The sequence below is a fragment of the Streptomyces altiplanensis genome (genome assembly GCF_053591575.1).
On the sequence record NZ_JBSFUB010000002.1, the window covers coordinates 174312 to 191508 of the forward strand.

A 17197-nucleotide genomic window follows, 5' to 3' on the forward strand; every position below is an offset into this window, starting at 1 on the left:
TCAGACTTCCCGGCTATCGTTTACGTGAGTTGCCGGCCACGCCCGAGGCCGTGGCCGGCACTTCGGCTTTCTCCAGCGTCTCGTCAGAAGCCATAGAAATGGAAAATTCGTGAGCTACCCCGGTCCGGCGGACGCCGCAAACACTTCCCTCGTGATCAAGAAGATCATCGAGCAGTCGACACGTGTTCTGGAGACCTACCGCGTGGATCCTGGACTCGTCCAGGAACACGCGAACGGCGAGCGCCGGATCACTCAGGGCGGCTATGGAGACCGACAACTTTTCGAGTTGGTTCAGAACGCCGCCGACGAGATCGCAAATAAGCCCGGCGGGAAAGTTCACGTTGTTCTGACGAATTCACATCTCTATTGCGCGAACGAGGGAACAGAGGTCACCCCCGAAGGCGCGGAGACCATTCTCCGGATGAGCGTCTCAAAGAAGAGAGGCGGCCAGATCGGGCGATTCGGCGTGGGCGTGAAATCCGTTCTTGCTGTTACTGACACCCCCCAGTTCTTCAGCAGGTCAGGAAGTTTTGGCTTCGACCGGGAATGGGCGCATTCGGAAATCAGCAGAGTCACCGGAGCTGCTCCTGACGGTGATCACGAGACACCCGTACTGCGCATGGCCCGCCCCCTCGACGCCGCCGGGGAGAGAGCGGCCGACCCTGTGCTCGACGATCTCCTCGGCTGGGCCACAACCGTGGTACGACTCCCGCTGGTCGACGGTGCCGCGGAGCGGCTGGCCCGGGACATGCACCAGGAGAAGGACAGCGAACGGCGAGAGTTCCCCGCACGCTTCCAGCTCTTCTCCCACCACGTGGGCACAGTGGTCCTGGAAGATCGCCGTCCGATGCCGCCGGTGCGTCGTGAGATCACAGTTGAGCACGAAGGCTTCAGTCACACCATCCACGAGGAGCGGACCGGACAGCGCCCCACGCGGAGCGAATGGACCGTTTTCACCAAGCCCCACCGCCCGACCGAACTCGCACGAGCCAGTGCCGGCGAGATGCACGACCGCGGGACGATCGACATCGCCTGGGCCGTGCCGACATACAAGGGCGACGAGGTGCTCAACGCGCAGCGTGGGCGGGGAGAGTTCTGGTCGTTCTTCCCGACCAAGTACCCCATGACGTTGAGCGGTGCGCTCAACGGCGCGTGGAAGACCAATGAGGACCGTCAGAACCTCCTCGACGCCAGCCCGTTCAACCAGGAGATCATTCAGGTCGCGGCCCGGCTCGTCGTGGACTCCCTGCCGCACCTCGCCCCGGCACAGGACCCGGGCGCCTACCTCCCCCTTCTGCCCGGTCGTCCTCGGGAGTCGGAAACCCTGAACTGGGCGGACCAGTATCTGACCGAGCAGATCTGGCAGATGGCTGCCCAGCGTCCCTCCCTCCCCGATCAGGACGGCACGCTCAGGGTTCCTCATGAGCTCAAGCTGCACCCGGACAAGGGCAAGCAGGGGAAGATCAAGGTCGAGTGGCTCCGGATGTGGAACGCGTACCCGGGCCGCCCCTCCGATTGGGTCCATCCTTCGGTCGAGGCGGCGGAGATCCGTTCCGGCAAGGTGGAACACATCCTCAAGGCAGCCAAGCGGGAGCGCACGTCGGTCCGTGAGTGGCTGGAGGCACTGGTCTCCGACGGCAGTGCGGACGGTTCGGCCGTGGCGATCCGCATCCTGGCGGAGATGATCAAGACGGTTTCCCCCTTCGCGGCCGAGGCCCGCACGGCGAGGATCGTCCTCACCGAGTCACACGGAATGGTCGCCCCCGTCGCCGGCAAGGTTTTCCGCCGCGCGGTGCAGGACGGCCTCAAGGACGACTTGGTGTACGTCGACACAAAGCTCTCCGACGACATGTCTCTGGCGAGCTCGCTGAGTGAGCTCGGGATCCGGGTTGCTGATGCCCGCGGCCGCTTCGTCGGGGTTCTCGACCAGGGGTTCGACAACTATTCCCCGCAGGACTGGACCCGTTTCTGGGAACTCTTCCACAGTGCCGGTGGCAGCCATGTCACGACCGAGGTTCGCTCTCGTGTCGGGGCGCCCATGGAGACACTGTTCGTTCGCACCGTGGACGGCCGCTTTCACCGGATGAAGGACTGCATGCTCCCGGGCCCGGTGGTACCCGGCGACGGTTCGCGGGACCCGAGCATCGCCGTGGACATGAAGTTCCACTCCGACGACACCGTGGTGTTCCGGGAGTTCGGGTTGCGCGATCGGCCCAGCGGTGGCCATCGTCCGGACAACGAGCCCTGGTTCGACGAGTACCGGACCGCGGTCTACGAGGGGTACTGCAAGTCCCTGCCGAGCAATGCAACCAGGCCTCAGCAGCATCGCCTCAAAATCGACGGGGCGGCGGTCGGCGGTCCTCTTCACCTCCTCCCCAAGCTCACGGACGAAGGGAAGGCCGCATTCGTCAAGGCACTGTCCGACGACAGTGTGATCGATACCTGGACCCGCCAGTTCGGCGCCCAGGCGGCCACGCGTGCCGCAGTGGCGTCGCCGATTCGCTGGATGCTGCACCGTCACGGGCGGGTCTTCACCGCCAAGGGCGTCGTACGACTCGGAGAGGCGGTGGGCCCACAGCTCCGCGGATACAGCGACGTCCTCCCGGTGGCGGACATCAGTCCGGAGAAAGCCCGCAAACTCCACCTGCCCGTCACGGTGGACGAGGTACCCGAGCGCCAGTGGGACCGGCTCCTGGCCCAGCTCCTGGAGAGCGAGGACGACACTTTCGTCGGCCGGACCTACGTGATGTTGACCCGTCTGGAAGTGCCCTTCCCCGAGGACTCTCTGACCCGATGCCGTGTCGGGGCCGCCTGGGACACGCGGGAGGACGGCGAGATCGCGGTCGCTGCCTCCTCCGAGGAATATCAGGCGCTTCGCGCCGAGCAATTGCCCGCCCTCCTGGCCGGCAGCCCGGAAGACGCGGAACTGATGGTCAAGACGTGGGGCATGTTGCGCTACGCCGATGTGATCAGCAAGGAGACGCGGCACGTCGCCCCCGGCGAACCGACACCCCTCCGGGACGAATTCCCCACCTTGCGCCAGCGGCTCGGCAACGTGATCAACAACTACAGCCTGCTGCCCTGTTCGGAGCTGGAAGAGGTCCTGCGTACTCCGAACGGGACCAGGGTGACCCCGCTGGCCAGTGCTCTGCAGGGCACAACGGTGCTCGTCCTGGAGCCGAAGACGCCGCTGGACGCCCTGATGGCAGCGGACAAGGAACTCCGTTGGGGCCTGGGCGAACCGGGCTGCCGTGCGGTACTGGACGCGCACCGTCGTCAGGAACAGGACCAACGGCTGCAAGAGGCTCTCCGACAGGTCCGCGAGTCGCGGACCGTCGTGGAAAAGCTGGAACGTCTGATAGGAGCCGATGCTCTGCGTGGCGGACTCCCGGACGGCTTGCTGGAGAGTGAACGGGCGGATCTCGGGGGTACGGAGCCGTCGGCTCAGCGCATCGCGCAGATGGCGTTCAACGCTCACGGCGACGGAGTTCTGCAGGTTCACGTGCGGGATCTGACCGCCGCATATCCCAGTCACGCGCCGTCGTCGTTCACCGGGGCGACTCCCGCGGTCAGGTTCGTGGCCGACCTGGGGTTCCCCGATTCCTTCGCGGGTGTCCGCGCCCCGTCGCTGGAGCCGCGTATCGACGTGGACGGGCCGTCCGAGTTCCCCCGTCTTCACGACTACCAGGAACGTCTGGCGACGAACGTCTTCGCGATGCTGGACCGACTCGCTCCCCAGCGCGGAATGCTCTCCCTGCCCACAGGCGCGGGCAAGACACGAGTGGCAGCCGAAGCGGTCATTCGATGGGTCAAGCAGAACGGAAAACTCAACGGGCCGATCCTGTGGATCGCACAGTCCGAGGAGCTCTGCGAGCAGGCGGTCCAGAGCTGGAAGTTCGTGTGGGCGAAGGTGGGAGCCGAGAGCCCTCTCGCCATCAGCCGTCTCTGGTCCACGAACGAGGCGGGGCCGGTGAGCGACCGACCGCACCTGGTCGTCGCCACGGATGCCAAGTTGCGGATCTGCCTGGGGACCGACGCCTACGCATGGCTCCGCTCCGCCGCTCTCGTCATCGTGGATGAAGCGCACATGGCCATCGCTCCGCAGTACACGGAGATCCTCAGCGAACTCGGGCTCACACATTCACGCACCGACCGACATCTGCTCGGGCTGACGGCCACACCATTTCGAAACACCAACGCCGAGGAGACCCACCGGCTGGTCCAGCGCTTCGGCGGTCGACGCCTCGACGAAGGCATCTTCGCCTCGGGGGACGCCTACGCCGAGTTGCAGGACCTGGGGATGCTGGCACATGTCACACACAAAGAGCTGACCGGTGGCACCATCGAGCTGACCAGCGACGAGAAGCAGCGCGCCGATCAGCTCAGCGTTCTGTCGAAAGCCGCCGAGCAACGCCTGGCGGACGATCACGACCGCAATCGTCGCATCATCGACGAGATCACCGACATGCCCACGGACTGGCCTGTGCTGGTTTTCGCCACCTCGGTCAGCCATGCGAAGTTCCTGTCCGCGAAGCTCAACGACCGTGGCATTACGGCCGCTGCCGTCGATTCGGCGACGTCCACCAGCGAACGTCGGCGCCGTATCGACTCCTTCCGCCGAGGACAGACCCGGGTGCTCACGAACTACGGCGTCCTCACTCAAGGATTCGACGCGCCGGCCACTCGGGCCGTCGTGGTGGCTCGGCCCACCTACAGCCCCAACATCTACCAGCAGATGATCGGCCGTGGCCTGCGCGGTCCGCGCAACGGTGGCAAGGACAGCTGCCTGATCCTCAACGTCCGGGACAACATCACCAACTACGGAAAGGCTTTGGCCTTCACCCAGTTCGAACACCTGTGGGGTGCCAAGTGACCAGCATGTACACCGACAGCCCCGCTCTCACCCCGGAGCAACAGGCCGTCGTGGACCAGCCCTGGGACGCCCGAGTCCTGGTGACCGCCGGTGCCGGAGCCGGCAAGACTCACACGCTGGTCCGCAGGCTCGACGTGCTCATGGGCGACGACGAAGAGGCCCTGGAAGCGGGCGAGATCCTCGTCCTCAGCTTCTCCCGGGCAGCAGTCCGTGAGCTGCGTGAGCGGATCGCCCTGCACGCCAAGGAGGCCCGGCGAGTTCGCGCCCAGACCTTCGACTCCTGGGCGTACACGCTCCTGACCAGTGCCTATCCGGACGAGGAGTGGAGCCGTTACTCCTTCGAAGAGCGCATCCGTGAAGCGACCGAGGCCATCGTTCGGGGGGCCGTCGAAAGCAGTGAGATCGGCGCCCCCGCCCACGTGGTGATCGACGAGGTCCAGGATCTTGTCGGCGATCGCAGAGACATGGTCGAGACACTGTTGGACCACTTCCAGGACGGTTGTGGGTTCACGGTCGTCGGTGACGGCGCCCAAGCGATTTTCGGCTTCCAGGTGTCCGACCCCGACGCCAGGGCGGCGGAAACCAACTACTTTTTCGACTGGCTGCGCAACTCCTACGCCGACGACCTGGTCGAACTGCACCTGCCGGCCAACTTCCGAGCCAATACGGAAGAGGCCCGCACCGCACTGTCCCTGGGGCCCACGCTCCAGCGGTTGTCTTCCGACACGGTCGAGTCGGACACCGTCGGTGAGACGGCCCACCGGGAGCTGAGGGAGCGCCTCCTCGGCTGCCTCGCGTTCGGGAATCTCGACGATCAGTTCACGCTTGGCTCCCTCCGAGATTTTCCGGGGACCTGCGCCATTCTCTGTCGGGACAACCGGCAGGCATTGGTCCTGTCCGAGTCGCTGTTCCACCAGGGTGTCCACCACCGCATGCAGCGGTCCCTCCAGGACCATCCGGTTCCCTCCTGGGTTGCCGAGCTGTTGCGTCGTACGGGATCGGCCACTCTGAACGAGGACCGTTTTCGGGACATCCTCTCCGAAGCCGATCGGCCCCCGTCCGCTGATCCGGCCCGACTCTGGCGCTCCCTGCGCGGCGCCGCACACGCGCCGCGCGGACTGCTGGACGTGGCCGCTGTACGACGGCTCGTCGCGGACGGGCGATTCCCGGACGACTTGACGGCCTCGGAACCGGCACCGTTGGTGGTGTCCACAGTGCACCGTGCCAAGGGGCTCGAATTCGACCGGGTGATCGTCGTCGAGCCACCGACCATGGCCGAGCTCCGCAAGCAGCACACGCACGTGGACGCGGCGGCCGAAGCCCGGGCCCTGTACGTCGCGATGACCCGTCCCCGGGACGACCTGTTCCGTATCCCCGCCCCCCAGACGGCGCAGATTCGCCGGGATCGCGCTATCAACCGCTGGTATGTGGGTGGTTGGGAGTCGTACATCCGAGACGGCATCGAGGCGACCGGTCAGGACATCTCCCGCGAGCACCCGCCGGGAACGGACGGGTTCGAGCAGGAGGCGTCGTCCGTCCAGAACTATCTGATCTCGTCCGTCCGCTCCGGGGACGAACTGACCCTTCGGCTCCAGCACGAGATGCCGATGGCCGCCGACCAGAGTCCTCCGTACACCGTCTTCCACGACGACCGGCCCGTGGGTGTCGTATCGGAGAGCTTCCGGCAGGCCCTCCACACATCCTTGAAAATCAGCAAGAGCTGGAACATCAGCTGGCCGTTGGAAATAAGGGGGTTCAGGGTGGACACGCTCGAGAGCGTCGCAGGAAGCAAGGCTTCCGGCGCTCGCGCAGGACTCGGCGACCACGGAATTTGGGTCGTCCCCCGTATGTCCGGGCTTGGTCGATACAGGCGGGGCAAGTACCCGCAGGAGGGTCGCAACTCATGAGGAACGGCGACAACAGGCACGCCGCTCACTACGCGGTGCGCGAGGGGCTCGTCGCACAGCTCCGGCGAGACCTGCTCGGCCCCGGTTCCGTGGACGAGATTCTGAAACAGGACCCTCCGATCACGACCTATCCGATCGGCGTGCTGTTCCCCAGAGCAGCGAGCACATCGGCGGAGGAGGAACTCGCCGCAGAGAACGCGGAGAACGACGGCCTGGACGACGCGCCCGTACTGAAACGGAGGGATATCGACGACACGGCGCCCGATTTGGGAGTCTCACTGGCCAACGACCGTCGGCCATCGTCCATGGGGCTCACGTTCGCCGTCGACCCTGCGGTCTCGTCGAGAGTCGTCGTCAGCACAGAGGCCGCCGTCTACGAACCCGTGGATGCCGCCGGGCGACCCGTCGCAGCCAAACGTGCCGAAATCCGGAGTACCTCCGAACAGTCCGAACACTGGCGCCGCCGCCCGCTGACGTTCCCGCCGGTCACGATCGACGTGACTCGGCCGGGGATGCAGCCGTCGGAGATCCTCGCCGACGGCGTGGAGCTCCGAGCCCTCGTCCGCCGGCCCTCCGGGCCGAGTGGGACCGTCACCGTCACCATCACACTCATCAACGACAAGCGGATCAGCGAACGCGAGTTGCAGGACGCCTTCTGCCTGTACCAGCCTCGCCTTACCGTGACGACGCCTGCCGGCGCGCGCGCATTCGTGGAGCGGCCCGCCACTCTGGGTGCTGTCGATGCCGAACAGGCGGCCGGCAGGCTGCTCCATCGGCATGCTCCGACCTTCGCGGTGGGACACGGCTGCGCGGCGGACTGGGACTGGTTTCCGCCCCCGATCGGCGCACCGAACACGGCGCGTGCCGCTGTCTCCGAGGTCAGGACCGAATTCGTTCCCGCTCACGAGGTGCTGTTGACCGACTCCAATCCGGAGATCGACGACTCGGCTCTCACCATGCACGGCCTGGCCACTCGGACACCGGCGGAGGTGCTCGCAGCGCTCAACGGACTGGTCACCGGATACGAGGAATGGATAGGCCGCAAGCAGACCGAGGCTGCGGCACTCACCGGCACCACATTCGAGTCCCCGGCCCTGGAACAGATCAAACTGTGCGGCACGGCTCTGGAACGCATGCGCCGCGGTATCCACGTGCTGCAGAGCCGGTCGGAAGCCATGGAAGCGTTCCAGCTCGCCAATGAGGCCATGGCTCAGCAGCGGGCGCGGAGTTCATGGGTGAAGGACGGGCGTACGAAACCCCTCGACCTGGGTGGTGGCCGTTGGAGGCCGTTCCAGATCTCCTTCATGCTGCTCTGCCTCGAAGGAATCGTCGACCCCGACCACAAGGATCGCAATGTCGCCGACCTGCTCTGGTTCCCGACCGGCGGCGGCAAGACCGAGGCGTACCTCGGTCTGATCGCCTTCACCACCTTCCTGCGCCGCATGCGGCACAAGGCACAGGGCGCCGGCGTGACCGTCCTCATGCGCTACACCCTGCGGCTGCTCACGCTGCAGCAGTTCGAGCGAGCCGCCATCCTGATCTGCGCCATGGAAAGGATGCGCCTGGCCGACGAGCAGAAGCTGGGCACAGAGCCGATCTCCATTGGCATGTGGGTAGGCCAATCGGCGACTCCGAACACGCTGAAGGTCGCCCAAGAGAGCCTCTACGAGCTGCGTAAGGAGAAGTCTCTCCAAGAGAAGAACCCGGTCCAGCTGCATGCGTGCCCGTGGTGCGGCACCCACCTTGACGCCCATCAGTACGAGGTGGACGCGGAAGCCCTGCGCATGCACGTCCGTTGCCCCGACGCGTCCTGTGACTTCCACGGTGGGCTGCCCGTCCATCTGGTCGACGAATCCGTCTACGACGCCCGGCCCACCCTGGTGATCGCCACGGTCGACAAGTTCGCCTCCATGCCGTGGCGCGAGCAGACCGCCGCGCTCTTCAATCGGGACCGCTCGGACGGCACCCCGCCGCCCGAACTCATCGTGCAGGACGAGCTCCACCTCATCTCCGGCCCGCTCGGCACTCTCACCGGTCTGTACGAGACAGCGGTGGATGTCCTGGCAGACCGACCCAAGGTGATCGCCTCGACCGCGACGATCCGACGAGCCTCGGACCAGGGAAAGGCGCTGTTCGACCGGGAGGTCTCCCAGTTCCCGCCCGCAGGACTCGACTCCCGTGACTCGTGGTTCGCCGTGGAGACCCCCCGCGAGGAAAAGGCGAGTCGCCAGTACATCGGCCTGCTCACGCCGAGCACGAGTCAGTCGACGCTGCTCATCCGTACGTACGCGACCCTGCTTCACCAGGCGATGCGCTCCGACACGTCGCAGGAGGTGCGCGACGCCTACTGGACCCTCGTCGGATACTTCAACAGCCTGCGGCTGCTCGCCGCAGCCGAACTCCAGGTCCACGACGACGTCGAGGCGTACTTGGAGTATCTGGCCGAACGGGACGGCGTCCCGAAGCGGGAAATCCTGCACCAGACCGAGCTGACCAGTCGGGCCAACTCCAGCGAAATCCCGACCCGTCTCAAGCAGATCGAACGGAAGCTGCCCCACGAGGAGACAGTGGATGTCCTGCTCGCCACGAACATGATCTCCGTGGGGGTGGACGTGGACCGACTGGGGCTCATGGCCGTCATGGGCCAGCCCCAGACCACCGCCGAGTACATCCAGGCAACCAGTCGAGTCGGGCGAAGCCACCCGGGTCTCGTCGCGGTCATGCTCAACTCTTCCCGTTCCAGGGACCGTTCGCATTACGAGAATTTCCTCCATTTCCACTCGGCCCTCTACCGGGAGGTCGAGTCGACAAGTGTCACCCCCTTCTCCGCACGCTCGCGAGACCGTGGTCTGCACGCCGTCGTCGTAGCGCTCGCCCGCATTCTGATCCCCGCCGCCCGCCCGAACCACGGGGCCGGACGGATCGACGAGTTCCGCGACGAAATCCACCAGATCATCAAGCCCGTACTGCTCAGTCGAGTCGCCGAGATCGACAAGGACGAGTACAAGGCAACCTCTGACGCCTTCGACGAATTCGTCGACTGGTGGTCGGGCGAGGCCGAGGCACACGGCGGTCTCTTCTACGAACCCAAGCGGGGCACCAAGACCCCAGCCCTGCTCAGCCCCTTCGACGACGAGTCGAACACCGACGCCTGGGCGACTCTTTGGAGCCTGCGCGACGTCGACGCCGAGTCCGCTCTCTTCATGGAGGCATCCCGATGACCCCTCCCCCACCCCGGCGGCGCCGCAGCGGCGGAGCCCCCGAGCGCAGCTTCCCACGACGCGGTGCGGTGCGTCGGTCGCAGATGATCACGACCTACGGTGTCGGCTCATTGATCGCTGTGGACAGCGAGTCGTTCATAGTGTCCGGAACAGACTCGTGGAACATCAGCGAGGCCCCGACGATCTACGAGCACCGGTTGGCTCACGTCCTCGGGGTGAAGTCCTTCCGGCTTCCCCCCGCATCCGACGACACGAGCAAGGACGGCGTCCGGGTCCGTCGTTTCCCTCTGTGGCACTCGTGTCCGAACTGCAACGCCCTGCAGCACGTCCGCGGCTTCAACTCTCCGCCGGGAAAGAACGAATGTGGCGACTGCCAGGAGGAGCTTGTCCCCTCCCGCTTTGTGATGGCCTGCGCCAAGGGGCACATCGACGACTTCCCGTACTGGAAGTGGGCACACCGCAACAACCGGCAGGACGGCGAGTCCGGGCGCTGTGGCGGCGAGATGCGACTGCGCACCAGCGGAAAGACAGCCTCTCTGCGCTCCATCCTGATCTCCTGCACCTGCGGCATCCCCGAGGTCTCCATGGAGGGCGCCTTCCGGAGAAGCGCCCTGCCGAATCTCAAGGTGCGCTGCGACGGCAAGCGTCCTTGGCTGAAGGACGCACCTGTGCAGTCCTGCTCCGAAGCGCCACGAACCCTCCAGCGCGGTTCATCCGTGGCATGGCAACCGATCGTCAAGTCGGCTCTCTCCATTCCGCCTTACAGCGACGGTACGGCGGCCCGACTCACAGAGCACTGGGACACTCTCCGCAGTCTCAGCCGGCCCGAAATCGAGATCTACCTGAAGCTTCTGACTGTCAGGGACAGCGGTGCCGAGATCTCCATCGACACGGTCATGGCCCTGTTGGAGGCCGAAAACCAGGAGGATGCCGGGGCCGACGAGGAGCAGATCAAGGACAGCGCCTATCTCGCACTGCGCAAGCAGGAGTACGAACGCCTCAGCGTCGGCAACCTCGAACGCGACCAGAACCGCGAAGAGCAGTTCGTCTGCGAGCCACCGACGTCCGACGCCAGTGATCTGCTCCCGTACGGCCTGACACGTCCCATGCTGGTCAAGCGGTTGCGCGAGGTCCGTGCGCTCAAGGCCTTCTCCCGAGTGGACACCCCGGACACCAACGCGGATGTCCACGAAGCTCAGCTGTCACTCACCCACCTCGACTGGCTCCCCGCTATGGAAGTTCAGGGCGAGGGCGTCTTCCTCAGGCTCGACGAGGCAAGGATCGATGCCTGGGCCCGGAGCGCCGCAGTCGCCGCCAGGGCGGATCGGATACACAGGAACCACCTGCGCCAGCTCCGGGAACGTGCCACCGATCCCAAGGCAGTGCCCGAGTCGCCGGCCACTCCGCGCATGGTGTTGCTGCACACCCTGGCACATGTGCTCATAAACGAGTGGAGTCTTGACGGCGGATATCCGGCCGCGTCCCTGCGGGAGCGTCTGTACGCCGACGACACCATGGCCGGCCTGCTCATATACACCGCGACAAGCGACTCGGCGGGCAGCCTCGGCGGGGTCGTCGCCCAAGGCGACCCCGCACGTCTGGCCAAGGCTCTGCGTTCCGCGTTGCACCGCGCGGAGTGGTGCTCGGCGGATCCGCTCTGCATCGAGTCCGAGGCGAGTGGTGCGGGCAGCATCAACCTCGCGGCCTGCCACGCATGCGTCCTGCTGCCCGAGACGAGTTGTGAACAGAACAACGGCCTGCTGGACCGGGCACTGCTGATCGGAACGCCCGAGGATCCGTCCATAGGCTTCTTCAGCGCAGTTTTGAGCCTGTGACGGCATTACTGTCAGGCTTCTTCCAGTTCGGCCTCGAAGTGCATTTGGGCCCGGTCGAGGGCCTCGTCCGGGTCGCAGCCGTGGGCTCGTAGCCAGTGGAGGAGGTCGACAACCAAGTCGATCGTCGCCTCCTCCGCCACTGCCACTCCCAGCGAACCTCTTGAGGCACCTGCGGGATGCGTTGCCCCGCAGCAGAGGACCAGGAGCGCCTCGGCTCTCATCACACGGCAGCCGCCTGTGTGACCCGTCGATGTAGTGAGGTCCGTGGGCAGCTCACACCACGTCACCTTCGAATCGGCTCGCAGGATGACGCCCCAGCGATCCGTGATCGCATCAACGATGGCCATGCCCCTGCCCGACTCATCGCCATCCGTAGCGGCGAGCAACGTGGGCAGTGCGCGCGCGTCCGGGTCGCGGACTTCGATGCGGAGGCGCGTGCCGGCCATGGAGACGGCGAGCGTCGTCGGCGTACCCGGGCCGACATGCGTGAGGACGTTGGTGACCAGCTCGGTCACGCAGAGCTGGGCGGCGTCCGTCAGTTCGGGAAGCCCCCAGAGCTTGAGGTGCAGAGCCATCACACGTCGCAGGCCGGCGACCTCTTCAGCCTCCGCAAGGAAGGGTAGGTCCCACGCCTTCCTCGGAACCTCGCACTGACATTCATCCATGCCGACAGCCCTCACTTTCATGAGTGTGACGATTGCGTGGTGCAGCGAGCCTCACACACAGAGTGACAGTGAAACTCTCAATATGGAACTCTCATTTATGAGCTGCGGGAGCACGCTGCGCCTGCGCGCGCCCCAGGCGTGCGCTGTCTTGCCTGTACCGCTCCGGGCCGTGCACGCTCAGGGAGATCGACACGAAGGGCCATGACCGTGCCAGTTGGACCGACTACCCGCAGGCGCCAACTCGGCGCGGACTTGCGCCGACTGCGTGAGCGCAAGGGACTCTCACTCGAGGAGGCCGGAGCACTCGTCGGCATCTCAAAAGCCACACTGAGCCGGTACGAGACCAAAGGCGGATCGGTCAAGTGGCCTGCGGTGGATGCCCTTTGCCGTGAGTACGGGACCTCGGAGCAGGAGCGTCAGACTCTCGTCACGTTGGCCAAGGAAGCCAAGACTCGTGGGTGGTGGCGCTCGCTCGCCGATCCGATCCCCGAGTCGATGAACCTCATGCTGACCCTTGAGGACGAGGTCATCCGTGAAGACCATTACTCGTGCATGTACGTACCGGGCCTGCTCCAGACGCGCGCATACGCCGAGGCTGTGCATCGCGCTTCCGAGATGCGTTGTACCGAGCAAGAGATCGCGCACATGGTCGACATCCGCATGAAGCGTCAGGAACTTCTGGACCGGGCGGACCCACCGCACATCTGGGCCGTGGTCGACGAGGCGGTCATGCACCGCATGGTCGGTGGGCCCGAAGTCATGCGTGAACAGCTTCGGCACATCCTGGAGCTGACCAAGCGGCCTCACATCACCGTCCAGGTACTGCCCTTCGCCAGTGGTGCGCACGCTGCGGCGGTCGGCAGCTTCGTGATTCTCGGCGGTCAAGAACCTGAACTCGACGTGGTGTACGTGGACATCATCGGTGGCGGGCTCTTCATGGAGAAGCCCGAGGAACTGCAACGCTATAAGTTGGCGTTCGAATACCTACAGGCTCAGGCGCTGGACATTACCGCCTCCGCCGCACTCCTGAGCCGTGCTTCCGAGGAGCTTTGATGGATCACGAAGGCATCCGCTGGATCAAGTCCTCGTACAGCGGGGGAAGCGGAACCGAGTGTGTGGAGACAGCCTCCCTCGCCGAATACACCGCGGTGCGCGATTCGAAGGTGCCCGACGGGGCGCGTATCGCCGTGCGGCACGGCGCGTGGGCGGGGTTCGTTCGTGCTGTGCGGCGCGGGGAGTTGGACGCGGGCTAGCGTCGAGCGGGGCGGACGTGTCTTGGGCTATGTCCGCGTAGCGGCGTTCCGCGTAACGGCGTTGGGTGGGGCAGCCTCGTCAGCCGAGGTCGAGGCGAGGGCCTGAAGCAGGTGGCGCAGCGGGGGGCCGGGCGGTCCCGGTGGTGCGGCCAGTGACGTGATGAGGGCAGGCCCGGCCAGCGGGCGCAGGGCTACCCGCGGGAACTGCGGCAGTCCGGCCACCTCGTAGAAGACCGTCCAGGAGGGGGTGCCTGCCCCGATCGCGGTGAGCGTCTCCTGGAAGTCGGTGAACGGCGGACCCAGGAGCGGTTCGGTCCCCGCTGCGCGGAAGGCGTCGGTGATCAGGTCGTGGAAGGGCGGATTGTTCTGCCGTGGGGCGAGCCTCAGGGGCAGCTCGGCCAGTTGGCCCAGGCGCAGGGCCGGCTCGGACGCCAGTGGGTGGTCGTTGGGCAGGGCTACGTACAGCGGATCGCGCCACATCGGCAGGAGTTCCAGGCCCGGGGCCGCGGGTAGGGCCCGTACAAGCGCGGCGTCCAGTTCACCGGAACGTACCGCCGCCAGGCGGTCGGGGAGGGGCAGGCGCCGCAGTCGGACCTGGAGCTGCGAGGCTGCGGTTGCGAGTTCGTTCAGCAGGCGGTAGATCCGGTCGCCGGGGCCCTGGACGTTGCCCAGCCGCAGGGCTCCGCCCTCGCCTGACACCATGTCGGCGGCCACTTGGCGGGTGCGGTGCGCGGCCGCCAGTACGGCTTGCGCTTCGGGGAGCAGTCGTTCGCCCGCGCCCGACAGTCGCACGTGGCGAGTGGAGCGTACGAACAGGGTGACCCCCAGCTCGCGTTCGAGTCGGCGGATCTGCTGGCTCACCGCCGACTGGACGATGCTGAGGCGCTCGGCGGCGCGGCCGAAGCCGCCCTCCTCGGCGACGGCCACGAAGTACTGCAGTTGCCGCAGTTCCATGCGCTCCTCCGATTCATCACGATCGGTGATTACCGCAGGCGACAACCGCTTCTGGTCCGCTGCTTCTTCCCCGGATGGAATGGAACCCGGCCTCCGGAAAACCGGGGGAAGGGCCGAGAAGACGAATCGGGACGGTGGCAGTGGCATGGGTGACGTGGGTGACGTAGGTGGTACGGAGGGCACAGGGGACGCACTGGTCGTGCGGGCGGAGGAGGCCGAGTACGTGCCGTTGCCGCATGGCGGGGGCTTCCGGTTGCTGGCCGACGCCGGCGGGACCGGGGGCGCGCTGGGTGCCAACCGGCTCGCCCTGGGCATGGGGGCCGACGGTGCGAGGCCGCACTACCACGCGCTGTCCTCAGAGCTGTTCTACGTGCTCGACGGCACGATGGAGTTCTTCCTGAACGGCGAGATGACGACCGTGGGGCAGGGCGGGCTGGTCGTCGTCCCGCCCGGGGTGCCCCACGCTTTCGGTGCCGCTCCCGGCTCGACCGCTGATCTGCTCGCGGTCCTGACACCAGGCGTCGACCGCTTCGGTTACTTCCGCGCCTTGGGCCGTATTCAGCATGGCCTGGACTCTTTCGACAGCCTCCTGCCCGAGCAGGACCGCTACGACGTGCATTTCCTCGATGCCTCGGCCTGGCGGTCCGTACGGGTCGGCTGACGGGCTGCCAGGCTGACGGACCGCCGGACCGCCGGGCCGCCAGGCCGCCGCTGTGAGTGGCCGTCCGGCTCTGCGGGAGAGGCTAGGCGTGGTCCGGTCCGGGCGCCCGGGTGGTGGTGGAGCGGGTCAGGAACGCGGTCAGGGTCGCGTGGAGGGCCCGGGGGTTGTCCAGGTGTACGTCGTGGGCCGCGTCCGGGATGACCTCGGTGCGGGTGGACAGCGGGCGGCGGGCTCGCATTTCCTCGGCCTCCGCCCGCGGCATCCAGCCCTGCGCGCCCCGGACGACCAGCGTGGGACAGCGGATTCCGTCCCACTCCGCCCAGAAGTCGCGTTCCGCGTTCTCCGCCACCGTGGCCACCATGACGTCACGGTCCACGCGCGGGTGCCAGCCGTCGGGGCGTTCCTCCAGGCCCGCCGCCCACGCCCTGCCCGCCGCACCGCCACCGAAGAACTCGGCCGCGGCGGAACGGGACGGGAAAGGGACCGGCCAGGAGGCCAGCCAGTCGGCGATGGTCGCGGGGAGGCCGGGGTCCGGGCCCTTCGGGCCTGCCTCGATCAGGGTCAGGGACGCGACCCTGTCGGGGTGCGCCGCCGCCGTCAGCATCGCCGTGTGGCCGCCCATGGACTGGCCGACCAGGGACACCGGGCCCAGGGACAGGCCGTCGATCACCGCGAGCACGTCGCGTACGTACGACGCCCTGGAGACCGAGGGCGGGCGGCGGGTGCTCGTGCCGTGGCCCCGGGCGTCGTACGCGATCACGTGGTGCGTCGGGGCGAGGAGTTCCGCCAGCGCGTCCCATTCCGCCGCGTGGCCGGCCAGGCCGTGGAGGAGGAGTACCGGTGGACGGCCGCGGCCCCGGCCCTCGTGGTCGCGGCAGGTCAGGTGTACGTCGCCGCGCACGCCGTCCCGTACGCCGTGTCCCGCGTCGGCCGCCGGGCTCACCACGGTTCGTATCCGCATGGGAAACAAGGTACCGAAGGTCTCGCGCCCGACCCTCGGTCATAAACCGCCGGGGTGGGGAGGGGAGAGAGGGCGTGACGCAGCACGGGGCACAGCAGCGGGGTTTCGGACGGCCCGTCAGGACCGGCGTTCCTGCCGTCGCGTACCGCCGTCGATGCTTGCGGTTCGTCCTCCTGGGGTATGTATCGGGCTATTCGGGTGGATTAGGTGCTCAACGCGCCTTCTTCGGTGCGAGATGGGGAGATCCTCATAGTCCGTACGTACATCACGAAAGGGACCTCCATGCGTATCCGCACCGCGCTCGCCGCCTCCGCCTTCGCCGCCTCTGTCCTGCTGGGCAGCGCCGGCACGGCGCTCGCCTGCGACGGCGAGAACGGCCCCGAGGGACGCCACTACTCCGACGAGTACAACGGCCGCCACCACTCCGACGACCACGGCGACAAGGGCCGCCACCACGCCAAGGGCAAGGAGGGTGGCTACGCCGAGTACTGCAACATCGGTGGCGAGAACGGAGTCACCCACGCCCGCCTCATGGGCTTCAAGGAGCACAGCAAGAGCAAGTACAACGGCCACCACAACGGCCACGACAACGGCCACGACAACGGCCACGACGGGGACTACAAGCACCACGGCAAGTACGACACCTACTGCGTCTCCTCCCACAGCTGACAGCTCCGCGCTGCCGTACCACCAGAACGGCCCCGCCCCCGCGGCTTGTCCGCGGGCGCGGGGCCGCTCCCGTGAGCGCCTGCCCGGACAGCGGGCGGCGGGCGGCGGGCGGCCGGCGGGCGGCACCCAGCCCACCGCCTACTTCGGAATCCACGGCATCAGCGACTCCGTCCTCACCATCGCGCAAGGACGGTCATC

The 17197-nt window shown here is 66.7% G+C and carries 11 protein-coding genes; 8 read left to right on the top strand and 3 right to left on the bottom strand.

Annotated elements, in window-relative coordinates:
- Window positions 1–151 precede the first annotated feature (151 nt).
- From ACWD0Y_RS01690 to drmB, 4 genes are read left to right on the top strand one after another with little or no spacing between them, the layout of a single operon-like run.
- Window positions 152–4873, top strand: coding sequence for a DEAD/DEAH box helicase (locus tag ACWD0Y_RS01690; protein WP_450258474.1), 4722 nt, complete (start codon window positions 152–154; stop codon window positions 4871–4873).
- Window positions 4874–4878: 5 nt separating this feature from the next.
- Complete coding sequence (locus tag ACWD0Y_RS01695) at window positions 4879–6780, top strand: UvrD-helicase domain-containing protein (RefSeq protein WP_450258494.1); 1902 nt, start codon at window positions 4879–4881, stop codon at window positions 6778–6780.
- Window positions 6777–10001 (top strand): helicase-related protein, encoded by a 3225-nt coding sequence (locus ACWD0Y_RS01700; protein WP_450258475.1) that lies wholly within the window; start codon window positions 6777–6779, stop codon window positions 9999–10001. Before ACWD0Y_RS01695 ends, ACWD0Y_RS01700 begins: the two co-directional genes overlap by 4 nt.
- A complete protein-coding gene (gene drmB / locus ACWD0Y_RS01705) occupies window positions 9998–11836 on the top strand; it encodes a DrmB family protein (protein WP_450258476.1) in 1839 nt (612 codons plus the stop codon). Before ACWD0Y_RS01700 ends, drmB begins: the two co-directional genes overlap by 4 nt.
- Window positions 11837–11847: 11 nt before the next feature.
- Here drmB and ACWD0Y_RS01710 read toward each other — a convergent pair whose 3' ends face one another.
- Window positions 11848–12522, bottom strand: a complete 675-nt coding sequence (locus ACWD0Y_RS01710) for an ATP-binding protein (protein WP_450258477.1) — start codon at window positions 12520–12522, stop codon at window positions 11848–11850.
- Between the two features lie 186 nt (window positions 12523–12708).
- On the opposite strand from ACWD0Y_RS01710, the gene ACWD0Y_RS01715 reads away from it, so the two are divergent.
- The gene (locus tag ACWD0Y_RS01715) at window positions 12709–13554 is read left to right on the top strand and encodes a helix-turn-helix domain-containing protein (protein WP_450258495.1); all 846 of its coding nucleotides are present in this window, start codon (window positions 12709–12711) and stop codon (window positions 13552–13554) included.
- The gene (locus tag ACWD0Y_RS01720; protein ID WP_450258478.1) at window positions 13554–13754 is read left to right on the top strand and encodes a DUF397 domain-containing protein; all 201 of its coding nucleotides are present in this window, start codon (window positions 13554–13556) and stop codon (window positions 13752–13754) included. The genes ACWD0Y_RS01715 and ACWD0Y_RS01720 overlap by 1 nt, the downstream gene beginning before the upstream one ends.
- Window positions 13755–13781: 27 nt before the next feature.
- Here the strand turns inward: ACWD0Y_RS01720 and ACWD0Y_RS01725 are convergent, their stop codons facing one another.
- Window positions 13782–14708 (bottom strand): LysR family transcriptional regulator, encoded by a 927-nt coding sequence (locus ACWD0Y_RS01725; RefSeq protein ID WP_450258479.1) that lies wholly within the window; start codon window positions 14706–14708, stop codon window positions 13782–13784.
- A 199-nt stretch (window positions 14709–14907) separates the two neighbouring features.
- Here ACWD0Y_RS01725 and ACWD0Y_RS01730 point away from each other — a divergent pair, with 199 nt between their 5' ends.
- The gene (locus ACWD0Y_RS01730; protein WP_450258480.1) at window positions 14908–15369 is read left to right on the top strand and encodes a cupin domain-containing protein; all 462 of its coding nucleotides are present in this window, start codon (window positions 14908–14910) and stop codon (window positions 15367–15369) included.
- Window positions 15370–15451: 82 nt separating this feature from the next.
- Here ACWD0Y_RS01730 and ACWD0Y_RS01735 read toward each other — a convergent pair whose 3' ends face one another.
- Window positions 15452–16330: an alpha/beta fold hydrolase gene (locus tag ACWD0Y_RS01735; protein WP_450258481.1), complete on the bottom strand. Its 879-nt coding sequence runs from the start codon at window positions 16328–16330 to the stop codon at window positions 15452–15454.
- Between the two features lie 282 nt (window positions 16331–16612).
- Between ACWD0Y_RS01735 and ACWD0Y_RS01740 the strand changes: the two genes are divergently transcribed.
- Window positions 16613–16999 (top strand): hypothetical protein, encoded by a 387-nt coding sequence (locus ACWD0Y_RS01740; protein WP_450258482.1) that lies wholly within the window; start codon window positions 16613–16615, stop codon window positions 16997–16999.
- Window positions 17000–17197 lie beyond the last annotated feature (198 nt).